The sequence below is a fragment of the Streptomyces sp. NBC_01077 genome, from assembly GCF_045162855.1.
Classification (GTDB): Bacteria; Actinomycetota; Actinomycetes; order Streptomycetales; family Streptomycetaceae; genus Streptomyces.
The window spans coordinates 8978879-8995321 of sequence record NZ_CP108669.1 but is presented as its reverse complement, the minus strand read 5'-3'; the positions used below and the strand labels follow the sequence as shown (position 1 = coordinate 8995321).

At 72.1% G+C, this 16443-nt stretch carries 9 protein-coding genes and 1 pseudogene; 8 read left to right on the top strand and 2 right to left on the bottom strand.

The window, feature by feature from the left end:
- Positions 1-506 precede the first annotated feature (506 nt).
- From OG462_RS40225 to OG462_RS40215, 3 genes are all read left to right on the top strand, one after another.
- Positions 507-1226, top strand: a complete 720-nt coding sequence (locus OG462_RS40225) for a hypothetical protein (protein WP_406065765.1) — start codon at positions 507-509, stop codon at positions 1224-1226.
- Positions 1227-1389: 163 nt separating this feature from the next.
- Positions 1390-3432 (top strand): NAD-dependent DNA ligase LigA, encoded by a 2043-nt coding sequence (gene ligA / locus OG462_RS40220; RefSeq protein ID WP_406065763.1) that lies wholly within the window; start codon positions 1390-1392, stop codon positions 3430-3432.
- Positions 3433-3569: 137 nt separating this feature from the next.
- Positions 3570-3977: an ASCH domain-containing protein gene (locus OG462_RS40215; protein WP_406065761.1), complete on the top strand. Its 408-nt coding sequence runs from the start codon at positions 3570-3572 to the stop codon at positions 3975-3977.
- Between the two features lie 66 nt (positions 3978-4043).
- Here OG462_RS40215 and OG462_RS40210 read toward each other — a convergent pair whose 3' ends face one another.
- The gene (locus OG462_RS40210; RefSeq protein ID WP_406065759.1) at positions 4044-6284 is read right to left on the bottom strand and encodes a glycoside hydrolase family 9 protein; all 2241 of its coding nucleotides are present in this window, start codon (positions 6282-6284) and stop codon (positions 4044-4046) included.
- Positions 6285-6608: 324 nt separating this feature from the next.
- Between OG462_RS40210 and OG462_RS40205 the strand changes: the two genes are divergently transcribed.
- Together OG462_RS40205 and OG462_RS40200 are read left to right on the top strand one after the other, a co-directional pair.
- On the top strand, positions 6609-7730 hold the full coding sequence (locus OG462_RS40205; RefSeq protein ID WP_406065757.1) for a GH12 family glycosyl hydrolase domain-containing protein: 1122 nt from the start codon (positions 6609-6611) through the stop codon (positions 7728-7730).
- A gap of 83 nt (positions 7731-7813) precedes the next feature.
- Positions 7814-8236: pseudogene (locus tag OG462_RS40200) on the top strand (lytic polysaccharide monooxygenase); the annotation flags it as partial.
- Between the two features lie 237 nt (positions 8237-8473).
- On the opposite strand, the gene OG462_RS40195 reads toward OG462_RS40200, so the two are convergent.
- Positions 8474-9193 (bottom strand): esterase/lipase family protein, encoded by a 720-nt coding sequence (locus OG462_RS40195; protein WP_406065755.1) that lies wholly within the window; start codon positions 9191-9193, stop codon positions 8474-8476.
- Positions 9194-9604: 411 nt separating this feature from the next.
- On the opposite strand from OG462_RS40195, the gene OG462_RS40190 reads away from it, so the two are divergent.
- The 3 genes from OG462_RS40190 to OG462_RS40180 all read left to right on the top strand — a co-directional run bounded on the left by OG462_RS40190 (position 9605) and on the right by OG462_RS40180 (position 16353).
- Positions 9605-10303: a D-Ala-D-Ala carboxypeptidase family metallohydrolase gene (locus OG462_RS40190; RefSeq protein WP_406065753.1), complete on the top strand. Its 699-nt coding sequence runs from the start codon at positions 9605-9607 to the stop codon at positions 10301-10303.
- A 243-nt stretch (positions 10304-10546) separates the two neighbouring features.
- Positions 10547-11440 (top strand): DUF4132 domain-containing protein, encoded by an 894-nt coding sequence (locus OG462_RS40185; protein WP_406065751.1) that lies wholly within the window; start codon positions 10547-10549, stop codon positions 11438-11440.
- Positions 11437-16353, top strand: coding sequence for a DNA-binding protein (locus OG462_RS40180; RefSeq protein ID WP_406065750.1), 4917 nt, complete (start codon positions 11437-11439; stop codon positions 16351-16353). The genes OG462_RS40185 and OG462_RS40180 overlap by 4 nt, the downstream gene beginning before the upstream one ends.
- Positions 16354-16443 lie beyond the last annotated feature (90 nt).

Genomic DNA, 16443 nt, shown 5'->3' with positions numbered 1-16443 from the left:
TCAGAGGGTCCGCCTCAGCATCGGACGCACCGTCGGGTCCCGCCCGCCTCGATGCTCCATCCGGCCCAGACGCCATCCTTGGGGTCGGACTGGACCGTCGGCGCGGGCCTGCGTGCGGCAAGTTCCTCGGGGACGGCACGAAACTGTTCAGCACGGGGTGACCGGCCCCGGTGCGCCGGGCCTAGGATGCCTGGGTTCGACCGAGAGCGACATCGGGGGTACGTGGCATGAGCGGTTACGGCAATGGCGGGTACGGCGACCCGGGGGGCGGCGGGAACGGGAACCCGCCGCAGGGACGCCCGTACGCTCCACCGGTCCCCCCGCAGGGACACCCGAACGCCCGGCCCGGTCCACCCCCGGGATACCCGCACGCGCAGTCCGGTCCACCCCCGGGATACCCGTACGCCCAGTCCGGTCCGCCGCCGGGATACCCGTACGCGCCCATGTACCCGCCCCTCCCGCTTCCGCGCCCAGAGCCGTCGCGGGCTCGGAAGATCCTGCGTGGCGTGTACAACCCCCTGTACGCCGCCCAGCGGACCTTCCGCCCCTCGCGCCCGGGGATCGTCGACGACCCGCACGTCCGCAAGCTCCAGTTGTGGCGGACCGCGCTGGGACTCGTCGCCTGGGTGGGCCTGATGGTCACCTACAACAGCATCGCGAGCGCCGCCGACGTCGAGGGCGTGGCGAGCGACCGCCTCGACCAGAGCTGGTCCAGCGTCCTCGTCCTCGTCTGCACCTTCCCCGTGGTGGTCGGCGCCTTCGTGGCAGCCGCACGGGACGGCCTGCGCCGGGTGTACCTGCGCCGGACGCTGCGCCCCCTCGGCTCGGTCCTGGCCATCATGGGATCCATGGGCACGGCCGCCCTCGCCATGGCGCCGGAGTTGGCGGGCCTGCGGGATGCCGTGGGGCTGCCCGGGAAGATCGTCATCGGCGTGCTGTGCCTGTGGTCGATCGGCTTCGCCCTCTACGGCATCGGACTCTCACTGGTGCACGTCTTCCGCACCGCCGACATCCACGAGGTGTTGCCGCCGATCCTCGCGGGTGTCCTCGTGTGGGAGATGGCACTCCTGGACGTGATCACCGGCGCGTACGACCAGGTCCCGGTAGGGGCCCGGGTGGTCTTCGTCCTCGGCGCCCCCGTCACGGTGACGACCCTGTCGTGCTGGGAGCTGTACCGGCTTCGGCGCGACCACGGACTGACGCTCCGTACGGCTCTGCGACGCTGACGCCTTCCGTTGTCCGCCTTCCGCCGTCCGCTGTCCGCCCTCGTCGTAGGTCCGGGCGGCACGGACACGGTGCACGGGCCGCGGGGCGGGGAGGGGAGGGGAGGGCGCTCTGCCGCGTCCGCCTCCGGACCTCACTGTCAGACCCCTGCGTAATGATCACCGTATGACGACTGCTGCCCCCGTGGCTTCCCTCACCGACCGCGCCGCCTACGACGAGGCCGTGGACACGGCGCTCGCCGCGATCGGCGCGTACTACGGCGACGGCGAGTCCCCGCTCGACGACGCCTCGTTCGACGCCCTGGCCCGCGGCATCGCCGTGTACGAGCAAGAACACCCCGAGCACGCGCGCGCCGACACCCCCACGGGCAAGGTCGGCGGCGGGGCGGCCCCCGTCGGCGACGTCGCCCACACCGTGCCCATGCTCTCCCTCGACAACGTCTTCAGCGCCGAGGAGCTGCTGAAGTGGCAGGCCTCGCTGGCGCGCCGCATCGACGGCTCCGTCGAGGGCGGGTACGCGGTGGAGCCGAAACTGGACGGCGCGGCGCTCGCCGCCCGCTACCGCGACGGCCGCCTGGTCCAGCTCGTCGGCCGCGGCGACGGCACACACGGTGAGGACCTCTCGCACGCCATCGGAAGCATCGTCGGCCTGCCCGAGCGCCTTCCGGTCGACGCCACGGTGGAGATCCGCGGCGAGGTGCTCATGACCCGGACGCAGTTCGAGAGGGCCAACGAGATCCGTGTCGACCACGGAGCGAAGGTGTTCTCCAACCCCCGCAACGGCACCGCGGGCACCCTCCGGGCCAAGGACCGGCCCTACGTGATCGAGACGACGTTCTTCGCCTACGGGGCGGTCGCCCTGGACGAGGTCGAGTTCCTGCGCGGGCGGACCCACGAGGAGGTCATGGAGCAGGTGCGGGCGCTGGGCGTGCAGACGACCGCAGCGGCCGAGGTCGGGCTGCGCGTCTACGGGACGCTGGAGGAGGTCCAGGCCCGGGTCGAGGAGATCGGACGGCTGCGCGCCGAGCTGCCGTTCGGGATCGACGGCGTCGTGGTCAAGGCCAACAGCTTCGCCGAGCAGGACGCGGCCGGGTTCGCCACGCGGCATCCCCACTGGGCGACCGCGTACAAGCTGCCCCCGAGCGAGGTGCAGACGAAGCTGGTGGCCGTGGAATGGAACGTCGGACGCACCGGGATCATCGCGCCGCGCGCCGAGCTGGCACCGGTGGAGGTCGACGGCAGCGTCGTCCGGTACGCCACCCTGCACAACCCCGCGTTCATCCGTGACAGCGGCATGATGATCGGCGACACGGTCATGGTGTTCAAGGCCGGTGACATCATCCCGCGCATCGAGGCGCCGGTCGTGGCACTGCGCACCGGTGGGGAGACCGCGATCGTCCTGCCCGAGGTGTGCCCGAAGTGCGGCGGGGACATCGACAAGTCCGGCGAGCGCTGGGAATGCGCTGACGGCACGGGCGGCGGATGCGGACTGCTCGCGGCCCTCAGATACGCCGTGGGGCGGGACCAGCTCGACGTCGACGGACTCGGATCGACGTACATCGAGGCACTCGTCGAGTCCGGCGCGGTCGGCGACGTCGCCGATCTGTTCAACCTCACGCGTGAGCAGCTGGCTGAGGCGGCCCGCAGCGAGAAGCGCGCTGACTCCCTGCTGGAACAGCTCACGCAGGCCAGAGCCAAGCCGCTGAACCGGGTGTTCTGCGCGCTCGGCATCGTACGGACCGGCCGCACCCTCTCCCGTCAGATCGCCCGGCACTTCGGCACCATGGACGCGATCCGTGCCGCCGACGCGGAGGCGCTGGCCCAGGTCAACAAACTGCCGGGCGCGAACGCCCCGAAGATCGCCGCGCACATCGCGGCGATGGGGCCGGTCATCGACAAGCTCGTCACGGCCGGAGTGAACATGACGGAACCCGACGCACAGGGCGGCGGCGCGAACGGACCGCTGGCGGGCGAGGTCGTCGTCGTCACCGGAGGAATGCTCGGACTCCTGGCCGGCCACAACCGTACGCAGATGAACGAGCTGATCGAGAACGCCGGCGGCACGTCCTCGGGCAGCGTGTCGAAGAAGACCACGATCCTCGTCGCGGGCGAGAGCGCCGGGTCGAAGCTGGCCAAGGCCCAGCAGCTGGGAACACGGGTCCTGAACGAGGAGGAGTTCGCCGAACTGCTCGGCGAACACCTGTCCTGAACGACGCGACGCGGCACGGCGAAGGGTGGGGTGGCCTCTCAGGACCGCCCCACCGTGCGCCCACCGGCGTGGTTGCCGCTGCCGCGCAACCGCCCCTCTCCGCCGCATGGCCGGAACGGGACATCAGGCTCCACGGCATGTGGCCACGGGCAAATGACATGCGGACCCTCGAACTGGGCACTCCGGGCGGTCTTCGCGACCGGCTCAGCGCCCTCGTCCTGGCGGGCACGAAGACCGCCACCGCCACCTTGCTGGCCGAGTACGCCGAAGAGGAGGAGGCCCTGGAGACCCCCGGGGAGCTCCTCGCCCTGCTGGACGACCACGGCACGGTCCTCGCCGAACTCCGGGTCACCGCCGTGACGACTGTCCCCTTCGGCGAAGTGCCCCGGTCCTTCGCCGAGGCCGAGGGCGAGGGCTATACCGACGCCGCCCACTGGCGCCGTGTGCACGCCGAGTACTGGCAGGACAGCGAGGGCCGCCACATCACCGACGCCACCCCCGTGGTGTGCCTGCACTTCACGCGCACGACCCCGGCATCCGGCTGACCCGGCAGCTCGGAATCCGACGTGAGGCCCTGCCCGTCGGGGACGACGTCGGCTGGAGCGGGCCGGTCAGCCCTGGTCGGCCACGAAGGAAGCCATCCAGGTCAGGGCGGAGTTCCAGTTGACGGTGAGCTCGTTGGTCGACCAGGACTGGATGTCGTCGATGTAGCAGAACTGGCCGGTGCATCCCTGGAGTCTGCTCTGTGCGAGCGGGTCCTGAATGCCCGAGTTCGGACCGCCGGACAGCGAACCGGCAGGCGGGTGGGGCAGCTTCGGGTCGAGCTGGTGGGCGTACCAGCGGCTGTGCTGGTTCTGCGCGCTGACCTCGCCGAAGCCCGTGACGTAGGAGATGTTCAGGGCGTTGCGGCCCAGGATGTAGTCCATGCTCTGGACGGCCCCGTCGCGGTACTTCGCGCCGCCGGTGATGTCGTAGGCGGTGGCCAGGACGACGGCGTTGTTGAGGATCTGGTGGGTGGAGCCCCAGTCGTACCTCTGGCCTTCCGGGGCGTACGGCATGCCGTAGGGGTGGGCCGTCAGCGTGGCCAGGTAGCGCTCGGCACCCTCGCGTACGGACTGGCGGACCTTGTCGCGCCCCGGCAGCCGGTTCGGGACGGTGGCCAGGTCGAGCCGGGCGGGGACGGCCGTACGTGCCCAGTCGAAGCTGACCGGCCCGAAGATGTCGGCACTGTGGACCGGGGAGCTCAGGATGTGGTCCTGGAACTCCTTCCCGCCCGTGGTCAGGTACAGCTCGGTGGCCGCCCAGTAGAACTCGTCGGTGACGTCACGGTCTGCATAGGTGCCGCCGCCGATGCCGTCGCTCTCGGAGGCGAGGACGTCGGGGTGGGCGAGGGCCGAGGCCCAGGCCTTGCGGGCCGCCGCGAGGGCGGTGGCGGCGAACCGGGGGTCGTACGCCTTGTACAGGCGCGCCGCCTGGGCGGCGGTCGCCGCGAGGTTCAAGGTGGCCGCGGTGGTCGGCGGGTGCAGTTCGCGCTTCTGCGGGTCGTCGGAGGGCATCAGCGGCAGGCCGGTCCACAGCTCGTCGTGGATCTTGTGGTGGACCATTCCGCCGAGCGGTTTTCCGTCCGGAACCTGCATCTTGAGCAGGAACTCCAGCTCCCAGCGGGCCTCGTCGAGGATGTCCGGGACCTTGTTGCCGCTCTCGGGGATGTTCAGCGTGCCGTCGCCGAGCTCCTCGGCCTGCCCGGTGCGGGCGAGCCGGGCGCGCTCGTAGGTGCTGAGGAGCTGCCAGACGGAGATGCCACCGTTGACGACGTACTTGCCGTGGTCTCCGGCGTCGTACCAGCCGCCGGTGACGTCGAGCGTGTAGTCGCACACACCAGGCTGGCAGGGCACGTCACCGTCCCCCTGATTGGGGGCGGCCTCGACGTGGCCGGCCTCGCGGCCGTAACCGGGCCGCAGGTCGTCGCGAATCTCGACCCCGCTGCGCTGCGTGTAGTAGAACTTCGCGGCGTCCAGGCGGAGCTTCTCGTACGCGGCGGTGCCGATGTCGAAGGGCCGGCTGGTCTCGCCGTCGGCGACCAGGGTGAGGCCCGCCCCGGCACCGCGGTAGTCACTGAAGTGGATCGAGTGGACATTCTGCCCGGAGGACGGGTCCACGCCGCGTGGCACGGTCCAGCCCCGCGCGACGACCGTGCCGGAAGCGTTCTTCAGTTTCCAGGGCAGCCGCTCGGTCGCGTCGGTGACGAGGGTGGCGTTCTTCGGCCCTCGGGGCAGGTAGGCGACCTGGTTGACCCGGACACGGGGGCCGGTGTCCGGCTTGTGCTCCTCCGGCGGTACTCCGCCCAGCAGCGACACGTCGTCGAGGCAGAACCGCCAGGGGTCGGTGCCGCCGCCGAGCTGGAAGGCGACCTGGCCCTGCGGCGTGTCCACGGGTGAGGCGAAGGTGTACGTGTAGGTGTTGCCGGAGACGCTCAGCTGCGGGGTGACCTCGTAGTACGCGTCGTACGGTGCCGCCTGCAGGCCCACGACCGCGCGCACGGAGTTGCCCTCGGGGGCGCCCGTCGCGCTGAAACCGAACCGGTACGACTCTCCCTTGGCGAGCGTGAGGTCGTTCTGGCCGACGGCGGCGTCCCAGCGGTTCGCCGTGCCACCCGGTACGTCGGCACAGAGTCTGCCGTCGGACAGTCCGACGGTGACGCCGCTCGTCCACCACGGGTCGACGGTGCTGTCGAAGGTGCCGTTCCTGACCTGCTCGACCTCGTCCGCGCCGGCCGGGCCGGCGGGCACCGCGGCGAGACCCGCCGCCAGCAGGGCCGTCAGGGACAGCAGGGCGGTTCTGCGTCTGTTCACTTCTGGGCTCCTCGTAGGGGGTGCGGAGCGACTCACCGCTATGGGAGCGCTCCCATAGCGCCGCGCTGGACATGTTCGCGGCCGAAGTGCGGGGACGTCAACGGCCCGGACAGGATGAGATCGGCGTGCCGGGCGCGCGGGAGACGGGTCGGACCCGGCCGTCCACGCCCGTTGCACGCACTCGCCCCTGATGGGTTGTCACGGCCACCGCGGACTCCTACAGTGCCCACCGGAACCACTCGTGGGAGCGCTCCCAACAGGGACGTTCGGGACGCTTCCGATTCCCCACCTTCCTGTTCGGTCACCCCCCAGTGAGGCCCCCGCATGCGAGCGTCACCGCACCGCCCCAGGACCGCGCGAGGCATGCTCGGCGCGCTGCTCATCGCTCTCGCCACCGTCGCGGCCCTCGTGACCGCCGCGCCGGCGGCCCACGCCGACACCCTGATCTGCGAACAGTACGGTTCGACCACGATCCAGGGCCGCTACGTGGTCCAGAACAACCGCTGGGGCACCAGCGCCACCCAGTGCGTCACCGCCACCGACACCGGCTTCCGCGTGACCCAGGCGGACGGCGCCGCGCCCACCGACGGCGCCCCGAAGTCGTACCCTTCGATCTTCAACGGCTGCCACTACACCGATTGTTCGCCCGGGACCAAGCTCCCGGCGCAGGTCAGCGGCATCGCCAGTGCTCCCAGCAGCATCTCGTACGGCTATGTCGGCGACGCCGTGTACAACGCCTCGTACGACATCTGGCTGGACCCCACCCCCAGAACCGACGGGGTGAACCGCACCGAGATCATGATCTGGTTCAACAAGGTCGGTCCGATCCAGCCGATCGGCTCACAGGCCGGCACCGCCACCGTGGGCGGGCGCACCTGGCAGGTGTGGACGGGCAGCAACGGCTCCAACGACGTCATCTCCTTCGTCGCCCCTTCGGCCGTCCCCGGCTGGAGCTTCGACGTCATGGACTTCGTCGAGGAGACCGTCTCCCGCGGCATGGCCCAGAACAACTGGTACCTGACCAGCGTCCAGGCCGGCTTCGAGCCATGGCGGAACGGCGCCGGGCTCACGGTGAATTCGTTCTCCTCGGCCGTGAACCTCGGTACCCCCGGGACCGGCGAACCAGAACCGTCGACGGCCTGCAAGGTGACGTACACGACGAACGTCTGGACCGGCGGCTTCACCGCCGACGTCACCGTCGCCAACACCGCTTCGGTCCCCGTCGACTCCTGGGCGCTGTCCTTCACCCTTCCCTCCGGGCAGCGCATCACCCAGGCGTGGAACGCCGCCGTCACGGCGACCTCCGGAGCCGTGACGGCGACCGGGCTCGCGCACAACGCGCGGATCGCGTCCGGAGCCAGCCAGAACTTCGGTTTCCAGGGCGCCTACAGCGGCACGTTCACCCGGCCGTCCGGCTTCAGCCTCAACGGCGATGCCTGCGCCTGAGCCTCGTACCAGCTGCGTGAACCCATCACAGACCCACCGGAGAACCATCGGAGAACAGTTCCCACACACGCACAGGAGACACCATGGCTGGACGCAAGACACGACTTGCCTCCCTGGCGGCGGTACTCGCGACCCTGATCGCCGGCATCGGCCTGACCTTACTGGGCCAGGGCAGCGCGCAGGCGCACGGCGTCACGATGACCCCCGGATCGCGCACCTATCTCTGCCGGCTCGACGCCAAGACCAGCACCGGCGCCCTGGACCCGACCAACCCGGCATGCAAGGCGGCGCTCGCGGCGAGCGGCGCGAACGCGCTGTACAACTGGTTCGCCGTGCTCGACTCCAATGCCGGCGGACGCGGCCCCGGTTACGTCCCGGACGGAAAGCTGTGCAGCGCCGGTGACCGGTCGCCATACGACTTCACCGGGTACAACGCCGCCCGCTCGGACTGGCCCCGGACCCACCTGACGTCCGGGAAGACCATCCAGGTCACCCACAGCAACTGGGGCATCGACGGCTCAGGTCTCCTGGAATGCTCCACACCGATCAAGAACGTGAAGGAGGAGGCACCGGCCCTGGCGGCGGCCCGCCTCTCCTGCGACCCCGACGCCCCGGCCGCCAAGGCCTGATCGATCAGGTCGGACACGCCCGCACGCCCGCCTCCACCGACGCTACGAGCGCAATGCCGAGGTGGCGCTTGCGTGGTTCGCGTCGCGGGCCAGGTGGGACTTTCCGGACACGACCTAGGAGCGGAGGAAGGCGCGGACGCCCTGGGAGACCGTGTCGTCGCCGAGGAGTTCGTTGTGGTCGAGGCAGCCGGCGGCGCTGTTGGTCGCGCCGGCCAGGGGGACGCTGCTGTCGGGGTTGATGACTTCGTCGCAGTTCGACCACCAGGTGGCGTAGCGCACGGCGCCGGGCGTCTCGTCGTCCGCCGCGAGACCCTTCTGGACGTAGGAGCCGGGGGTCATGTCGCGGCAGGCCTGGTCCCACAGGGCGCAGGCCCATGCGGTGCTGGTGCCGTGGTTGGGGCCGGCGAGGGAGGCCCAGTGGGCGACCGACGCCTGACCGGCGGCGTCGAACTTCACGTACCAGCGGGTGACGAGGCTGCCGAAGGAGTGGGCGACGAGATCGACGCGGCTCGCGCCGGTCTGCCGCTTCACGCCCTCGACGTACGCGGCGAGTTCGCCGGACAGGACTTCGTTGACGGACCGGTGCGTGTCATAACCGAAGGAGAAGAGTTCGGCGTCCGTGTACCCGTCGGCCTTGAAGTCCTCTCGCAGGCCGCCCCATACGCCGGGATCGGCGTTGTAGCCGTGGACGAAGACGACCGGGGTGTGGGCGGCGGCGCTTCGGGCAGGCGACGGGGCGGCGCCGACCGCCGCGGTCGGCAGGAGCAGGGAGGCTACGGCGGCGAGCATCGGAACGGTGATCCTGGCACCGATCCTGGAACCGGGCTTCAACACACTTCCCCCTACGACGTGTTACGCACGAGTAGTCAGGAGCATGGTGGGGTCTGGGGGCGTGGATGAACAGTCCCGTGCACCACGTCGCCTCATGTCACGCTCGGCGTCGCTCCGGTGGCGAGACCGGCTATTGCGCCTGCGGATTGCCCGGTTCGACCGCGCTGCGGCCGGGCCGCCCCTACGTCGGCACGGCCCGGACGGGAGCGGAAGCGGGAGCGTCGGCCCGGTGCTCGCGGGCGTCATTGGGCCGACAAATGTCGCTCGTCACGGCGTGGTTGACGCGCGTCGACGGGGCCGCCAGTCTCGGGGGAACCCTCGTCCTGGGTCACCTCGGATTCGTGAGGCCATGGAGGTTCGATGTCCCGACGCTCCCCACGTTCGCTGCCCTTGCGCCTGCTCCTTTCGATTGTCATGATCGCGACAGCATCACTGACCGGAGTGATGGCCACCGCCGGCACCGCTCAGGCCGACGGCTGCTACACCTGGTCGCGCACCCTCTCCCAGGGCACCTCCGGAGCCGACGTCACGGCCCTGCAGATCCGTGTGGCCGGCTACCCCGGCTACGGCGGGGTGCTCGCCATCGACGGCGACTACGGCCCCGGAACGGCGGCCGCCGTCAAACGCTTCCAGACCGCCTACGGGCTGGCCGCCGACGGCGTCGCGGGGCCGGCGACGTTCAGCAGGATCTACGCACTCCAGGACGACGACTGCACCCCGGTCCACTTCTCCTACGCCGAGCTGAACGGCTGCAACACCACCTGGGCAGGCGGAGCGGTGAGCGCGGCCACCGCCAAGTCCAACGCCCTGCGCACCATGTGGAAGCTGGAGGCCCTTCGGCACGCCCTCGGTGACCAGAGCATCCGCGTCACCAGCGGCTTCCGCAGCCACGCCTGCAACGACGCCGTCGGCGGCGCCGCGTCCAGCCGCCATCTGTACGGCGACGCGGCCGACCTCGGTGCCGGACCCCACTCGCTGTGCCTGCTGGCCCAGCAGGCACGGAACCACGGTTTCAACGGGATCCTCGGCCCCGGCTACCCCGGGCACGGCGATCACGCCCACGTCGACCACCGGGACAGCCGTTTCTGGTCCGCGTCCAGCTGCGGCATCTGACGCCGCGGCGGACCGGATTCCCCAGCTCAAGGGCCTGCACGGCAAGGGCGCGCTCCGGCGCGTCCTTGCCGTCGTCCGGCGGGCCGGCCCTGCGGCCCGACTCCGTGTGCGCCGCCCTCCCGACGCCCGTACCCGCGTTGTCAGTGGCCCTGGATAGTCTCCCCGCATACCGCAGCTCAGGGACATCGCTCCCTTGGTTCGAGCTGCGCGGATTCTGACGGGACAGGCGGAGGGGCGCGGCTGATGACGTGGCTGGCAGCGGGTGAGGGGTACGAGATCACCCTCGACGACGGGCGGGTGGTCGCCCGGCGTGCTGGGGGGCGGCAGTTGAAGACGCTGCCGAAGGCTCTGCGGGACCATCCCGAGGCCGACCGGCTGAGGCGGCTCGCCGAGTGGCTGGACCGGCACGCGGCCGCGTGTGTGGCGCAGGTGGACACCTGGATGGTGTCGTCGCTGCCGGTGCCCACCGAGCTGATCGCCCGGGTATGGCCGGACGAGGCATGGCAGTCCGCCCTGCGCGACATGGCCGTCGTGGGCGACGACCCGGACGAGGTCGGCTTCCTGCGGGACGCCACCGTGGACGGTGAGTTGAAGGTGGTCGATCTCGACGGCGAGACGGTTCGGCTGTCCCCGCGCACGGTGACGCTTCCGCATCCCGTGCTCCTTCCGGACCTGGACGACGTACGGGACTTCGCGGCCGAGCTGGGCATCACTCAGCGGGTGGAGCAGATCCACCGGGCCACCTGGACCAGGCCGGCGGACGGGCGTCAGGAGGCGGCCACCGCCACCGGTGCTGCCGCCGCCACGAGCACCGCCACCGAGGTGCGGGACTACGCGGGCGGGAAGTTCGCCTCGCGTTTCGGTCTCGCGGCGCGGGCGACGGGGCTGGGCTACCGCGTGTCCGGCGGCTACGCCACCTGCAAGGTCCGCGACGGCGGCCGCGGTACGGAGGCGTCCGTGTGGATCGGCGAGCCGTACTGGGAGGGGGAGTCGGAGACCGGCGCGCTGAGCTGGCACGACGAGGACGGCCGCGCGGTGCGGCTGTGCGAGGTCGGGCCGGTGGCCTGGTCCGAGGGGATGCGCATGGCCGCGGCTCTGTACGCCGGCCGCACGATCGAAGAGGGTGGGGACGCGTGACCGGCACGACCGCTTCCGGCAACACGGAGCTGATCAAGGCCGGAGCCGTGCTCCCGGCCGACACCGACGCAGCGGGCGCCTCGGCGGTCGAACTGACGGCGCGCACCTACCGCCACCCGGTACTCGGCGAGGACCGGGTCGTCATCCGGCTGGCCGCCGCCGAGCTCGGCCCCGCCGAGGACCTCGCCGCCGGTTTCCTGGGGCTCCAGGCCCACGGGGAGCCGGTCGTGGTGGGGCTCGGACAGCGCCAGGAGCTCGGCTTCCCCGAGTGGGTGCTCGTGCACCACCCGCAGGACGGCCATCACGCGCTGGCGGTCGTGCCGGAGCTGGACCGGCTGGCCCGGCAGGCGAAGACCAAACCCAAGGCGGCCCTGGACGCCTGCCACGAGCTGGCCGGGCGGCTCGCCTCGGCCGTCCCGCACTTCCTGCCCGTCTTCTACGAGCAGGCCGCGCGGGTCTTCCTCGCGGTCGAGAACGCCACGTACGCGGGCCAGTTGTTCGGCCGCGCGCGCACCAGCGAGGCACAGCACGGTCTCTCGGTGGACGAGGACCGGCTGGACGCCGTCTTCCTGGAGTTCGCCCTGGCAGGCGCCTTGCCGGTGAAGGTCCTGACGGGCTACGGCAAGGAGCTCGCGGCCCGGCTCTCCCCCGCCGAGGCGTACGAGCGCTTCCGGCGGCTGTGTGTGCGCCGGACCGCCGGGGGTCTCGCCCCGTCCGCCCAGGTCGCCGTGGAGCTGCGGCGGCTGGCCCGCGCGGCGGGTCTGCCCGCCGGAGAGGCGGAGCAGGATTACCTCGCGGAGCTCCTGCCGCTGCCGGCGACGCTGCGGGCGGCAGGTGGCTGGTGGAAGTCGCACCGTGCCGCGCTCGTCGGGCTGGCCGGTCGTGTCCCCGCCGTACGGGGCGCGTTGCTGTCGATGATGCCGTCCGGGGACAACGGTGAGTTCGGTGACCTGTGGCTGGGGATCCTCGCGGAGTCCGGGGCGGACGCCGGGCTGACCGGCGTGGACGTTCCGGCGGAGGAGCGGTGCGCCGACGGCGCGGCGGGCTGGCTGGAGCGCTTCCACTCGGTCCGGCACCGGGGTTGGGGCCCCCGCCCGACGCCGCCCGCCCTGCTGGAGCTGGTGAACGGGGCGGCCGGGCGGCTGCGTGCCGAACTGGCGGCGCGGCCCGAGGGCGAGGGCTTCCTGCGGATCGGCGTCGAGGACGTGAACCTGCTGGACCTGCTGCTGTCGCTGGAGATCCCGGTCGCCGACCCCGCACCGCCCACCGGATACGGGCGTCAGGACGCCCTGAACCTGTCGGACTGGGCGCGCGGGGAGGAGCCCCGGGACCTGGCGGCGCTCGCCGCCGACCCGCGTTTCCGGCCCGCGTTCCGCCACGGCGCGAACAGCTACAGCAGCGGCTCGTCCGGGACGGACGTGATGCGACGGCTCGCCGCCTCGGCCGGCGGTCGCCCGATGCTCGCCGAGTGGATGCGGGACGTCGCCCGCGACTCGGTCGCCGCCGGGCTGCCCGGACTGCCGAGCGCGCTCGCCCGTCTGTCATGGCTGCCGTCCGAGGCGCTCGCGCTGGCACCGAAGGAGGTTGCGGCCGCGGCCTGCGCCGACCTCGGCGAGACCCTGGCGCGCACCCTGCGCGGAGGTCTGTGGGAGGAGTTCCGCTGGCCGGCATGGGAGGAGGCGCTCGCCGAGCTCGCTCCCGGGCGCGACAAGGCCGACGGCCTGACCGTCGTCGAGGCCTGGCCGTATCTGATCGTGGCCAATGCCGTCCAGGTACGGGTCATCGATGCCGACTCCACCGTGCTCACGCACGATCTCCGCGTGCCGACCGGGCACTCGCACCGGCACGGGTTCCACTACGTGGACGGCGCCCTGATGGTGTTCTGGAGCACCTACGGCCGCGGCGGTGACGCACAGGGCTACTGGCACACCGAGCCCGACCGGGTGTTCACGCTGGACGGCGGCGCCGACTACTGGTCGCTGCGTTCGGAGAACCTCAGCCTGCAGCTGCCCGGCGGGGGTCGCACCACCGGCGGCGGAGTCCTGCACCACGGCGACACGAAGCTGACCGCCGAGCACCCCGTGCTGTCCGACGGCACCTCGTACTGGGTGTGGGAGGCGGACGAACGGCACGGCGAGGGCGGCTGGGCCGAGTACGACCCCATGGAGGGAGCGTACGGGCGGCGTTCCCAGCCGGGATTCCTCGCCGACGCGCTACGCCCCCACCCGGCCGGGGCCGAGCTGGCCGCGCGCGCGTCGTGGCTGCGTCCCGCGCCGTCGGTGGACGGTTCGGCACTGGGGACGTCCACAAACGGTCTGCTGGGCTGGCGTGTCGTGCGGCTGCCCGGCAACGGCTGGCACGCCGAGGACACCACCGGTCGCGTCGTCACGCTGCCCGAGGGCTCCGACCTGCCGGTCACGGCGCTGACGTTCCCCGGCGACCAGCGCCCCCGTGCGGTGACCCACCAGTGGCGGGTGCTGTCGCTCAGCGACCCGGACGGCGTGGTCACGACGACGGCGGACGGCGACCGCAACGGCCTGTACGGCACCGCCGGTGCGACCCTGCCGCCACTGTCCTACCTGTACGCGCTGCGCGCGCGGGATCCGGAGGGCTCGGCCGCGCTGCGCGCCGCCGACGCGGAGTCGGCCGGGGCGCTGCTGAAGGCGGCCGCCCTGGCGGAGCGGGCGGCCGACCTGTCGGAGCTGGTGAGCACCGCTCTGCCGGGGATGTCCGCGCCCGAGCTGATCGCGGGAGTGGTGCGGGTGCTGCGGTTCGCCACGCGGCAGCAGGAGGCACTGGACGCCGTGGCCGCTCGGCTCGACACGTCGGGCGAGCCCGCGCAGGCCCGCGTCGAGGGACCTGCCGATCTCCTCATCAGCAAGGCACTGAACGGGATCGTGGGTTCCGGCTACTACCGGTCGGGCACCGACGAGGACGTGACGCACCGCTTCCTGGACGGGCTGGCTTCGGTCGGGGCCGACACGTCCGCCACGGCGCTGCCGGGCCACGTGCATTTCGATCTGCCATCGCTGCCGTACTCGGGCCTGCCCTTCACCTCTCTCCTGGACGAACCTGCGGCGATCGCCTACCGGGCCGTCGTGGCCGGCAGCGATGACGCGCACCGGGCCGCGCTGCTCGGCGTACTCGGCCAGGTGGAGGCACTGGGCCTGGCCTCGGTGGCGGGTTCGGCCGCTCACTGGCGCCGGGTGCTCGTCCACCTCGACCCGCCGCACCTGCACACCCCGGACGGGCTGCCGCACAACTCCTGGCACCGCTGTGTCCTGCCGCTGGGCGGCGGAGCGGCGCTCGGGATCACCGAGCACCAAGAGTCCGTCGCCGACGGGCAGGAGTTCGGGGCTCTGCTGTACGACCCGAGCGGCCGCTTCGTGGTACCCGGCCCCTACACCGTGCGCGGTGACGCGCCTGTGGGTGACCGCTCGCGCGGCGCCGACTGGCTGTCCGGCTTCCTGCGCGAGGCGAAGTCCCGTACGGAAGCCGCCCCCTTCCGCGCGGAGGCGGCCGAGGAGTTCAGCCGACTCACCGGGGCCTCCGGCGCGCTGGCACGGCTCGTGCTCGTGGGCATGCCCGACATCGACAGCTGGGAGAACAACTTCCTGCCGGCGGAGCTGCGCAAGACCCTCGGTCTGAAGGTGGCCGAGGCCGGGCACGCCCGCGACGAACTGCGAGCCCTCACCATCGAGGTACGACGGGCCGTGGTGGCGGCGCTCCTGCCCGCCGACCCGGCGCGGCTGTGGAGCGAGGGCCCCGACGTCGCAGCGGCGGCGGCCGTGTGGAACGCGCGCGTGGGACGCCGTGCGCAGGTGCCCGACTGGCTGGCGAGCGAGGCCGCGCGCGCGGTACGCAGCGGCTGGCCCGTGCACCGGGCCCTCCCGGCATTGCTCGACCCGGCGTCGTCCCCGGAGCTCGGTGTCGACGTGCCCTGGCACATCGAAGGCGACCGGCCGGTGACCGCCACCCCGGCCGAGGCGCCGTTCACGGCGTCGGTTCTGGCGGGCTCGTTGAACCTTGCAGCCTGGCTGGCCCACCGGCTGCCCGCCGGGGATCCCGTACGGGCGGCTCTGCCGGGCGCGCTGACCGCAGTGCGGCAGCGTCTGGCCGCACCCGAACTGCTGCTGTCCGTCGGGCGTTTCACGAGCCTCCCGGACTTCCGAAAGGTGGCGGGGGTCCCGACCGAGACGGCCCCGGATCACGAACGCTACGGCGCGGTGCTCATGGCCACGCACGACGATCAGCCCCAGCCGGCGCTCCGTCCCACGCTGCTGGACTCCACCGGTTCCGACCCGTACCTGGTGGCGCTGCGCGGGCAGGACCAGCACCCGACGGCGGTCGAGGCGGCGCTGCGGCACGCGTACGATCCGGTGTTCGCGCGACTCCTCGCCGATCCGGGCGCACCGCCGGCCGGCGAGCCGGACGCGGAGGGCATGTGGTGGCCGCAGGATCCGTCGCGTTCGGTGCCCGCACTCGTGGCGGAGGTCGCCGAGACCCACGGCCTGGGGGCCGACGCGGCCGCGCTGTACCTGATGCTGCTGGCGATGCCCGACCCGACCGACCGCACCACCGCGCGGTGGACGGGGTGGAAGCCGGCCCGTCTCAAGGCGGCCCGCGCCGCGCTTGAGGCCACCGATCTGGTGGTGTCGGCCGTGCGGGCCCGGGCGGGACGTTCGCTGTTCCTGCCGGGTGCCTGGGCCGAGCAGTCGGCCCCGCTGCTGCCGGTCGAGCAGTGGAAGCTGCCGATGTACGGGCCTGCGGCGGGCGGTGGACCGGTCCTGGGGGCGCTGGTGCCGACCGAACCCGCGGCGGAGCTGTTCGCCCGGGCGTGGCAGCGGATCCTCGACGGTGACGTCCCGCGCTTCGAGGAGCTGAAGGTGCGGCGCACGAGACGGCGCCGCTGATCTGCCGGCTGCCGGCTGCCGGCTGCCGGCTGTCGGCTGTAGCGCTGTCAGCTCGCCGAGCTGCCGGCTGCCACGCTTGCCGGCTGCCGG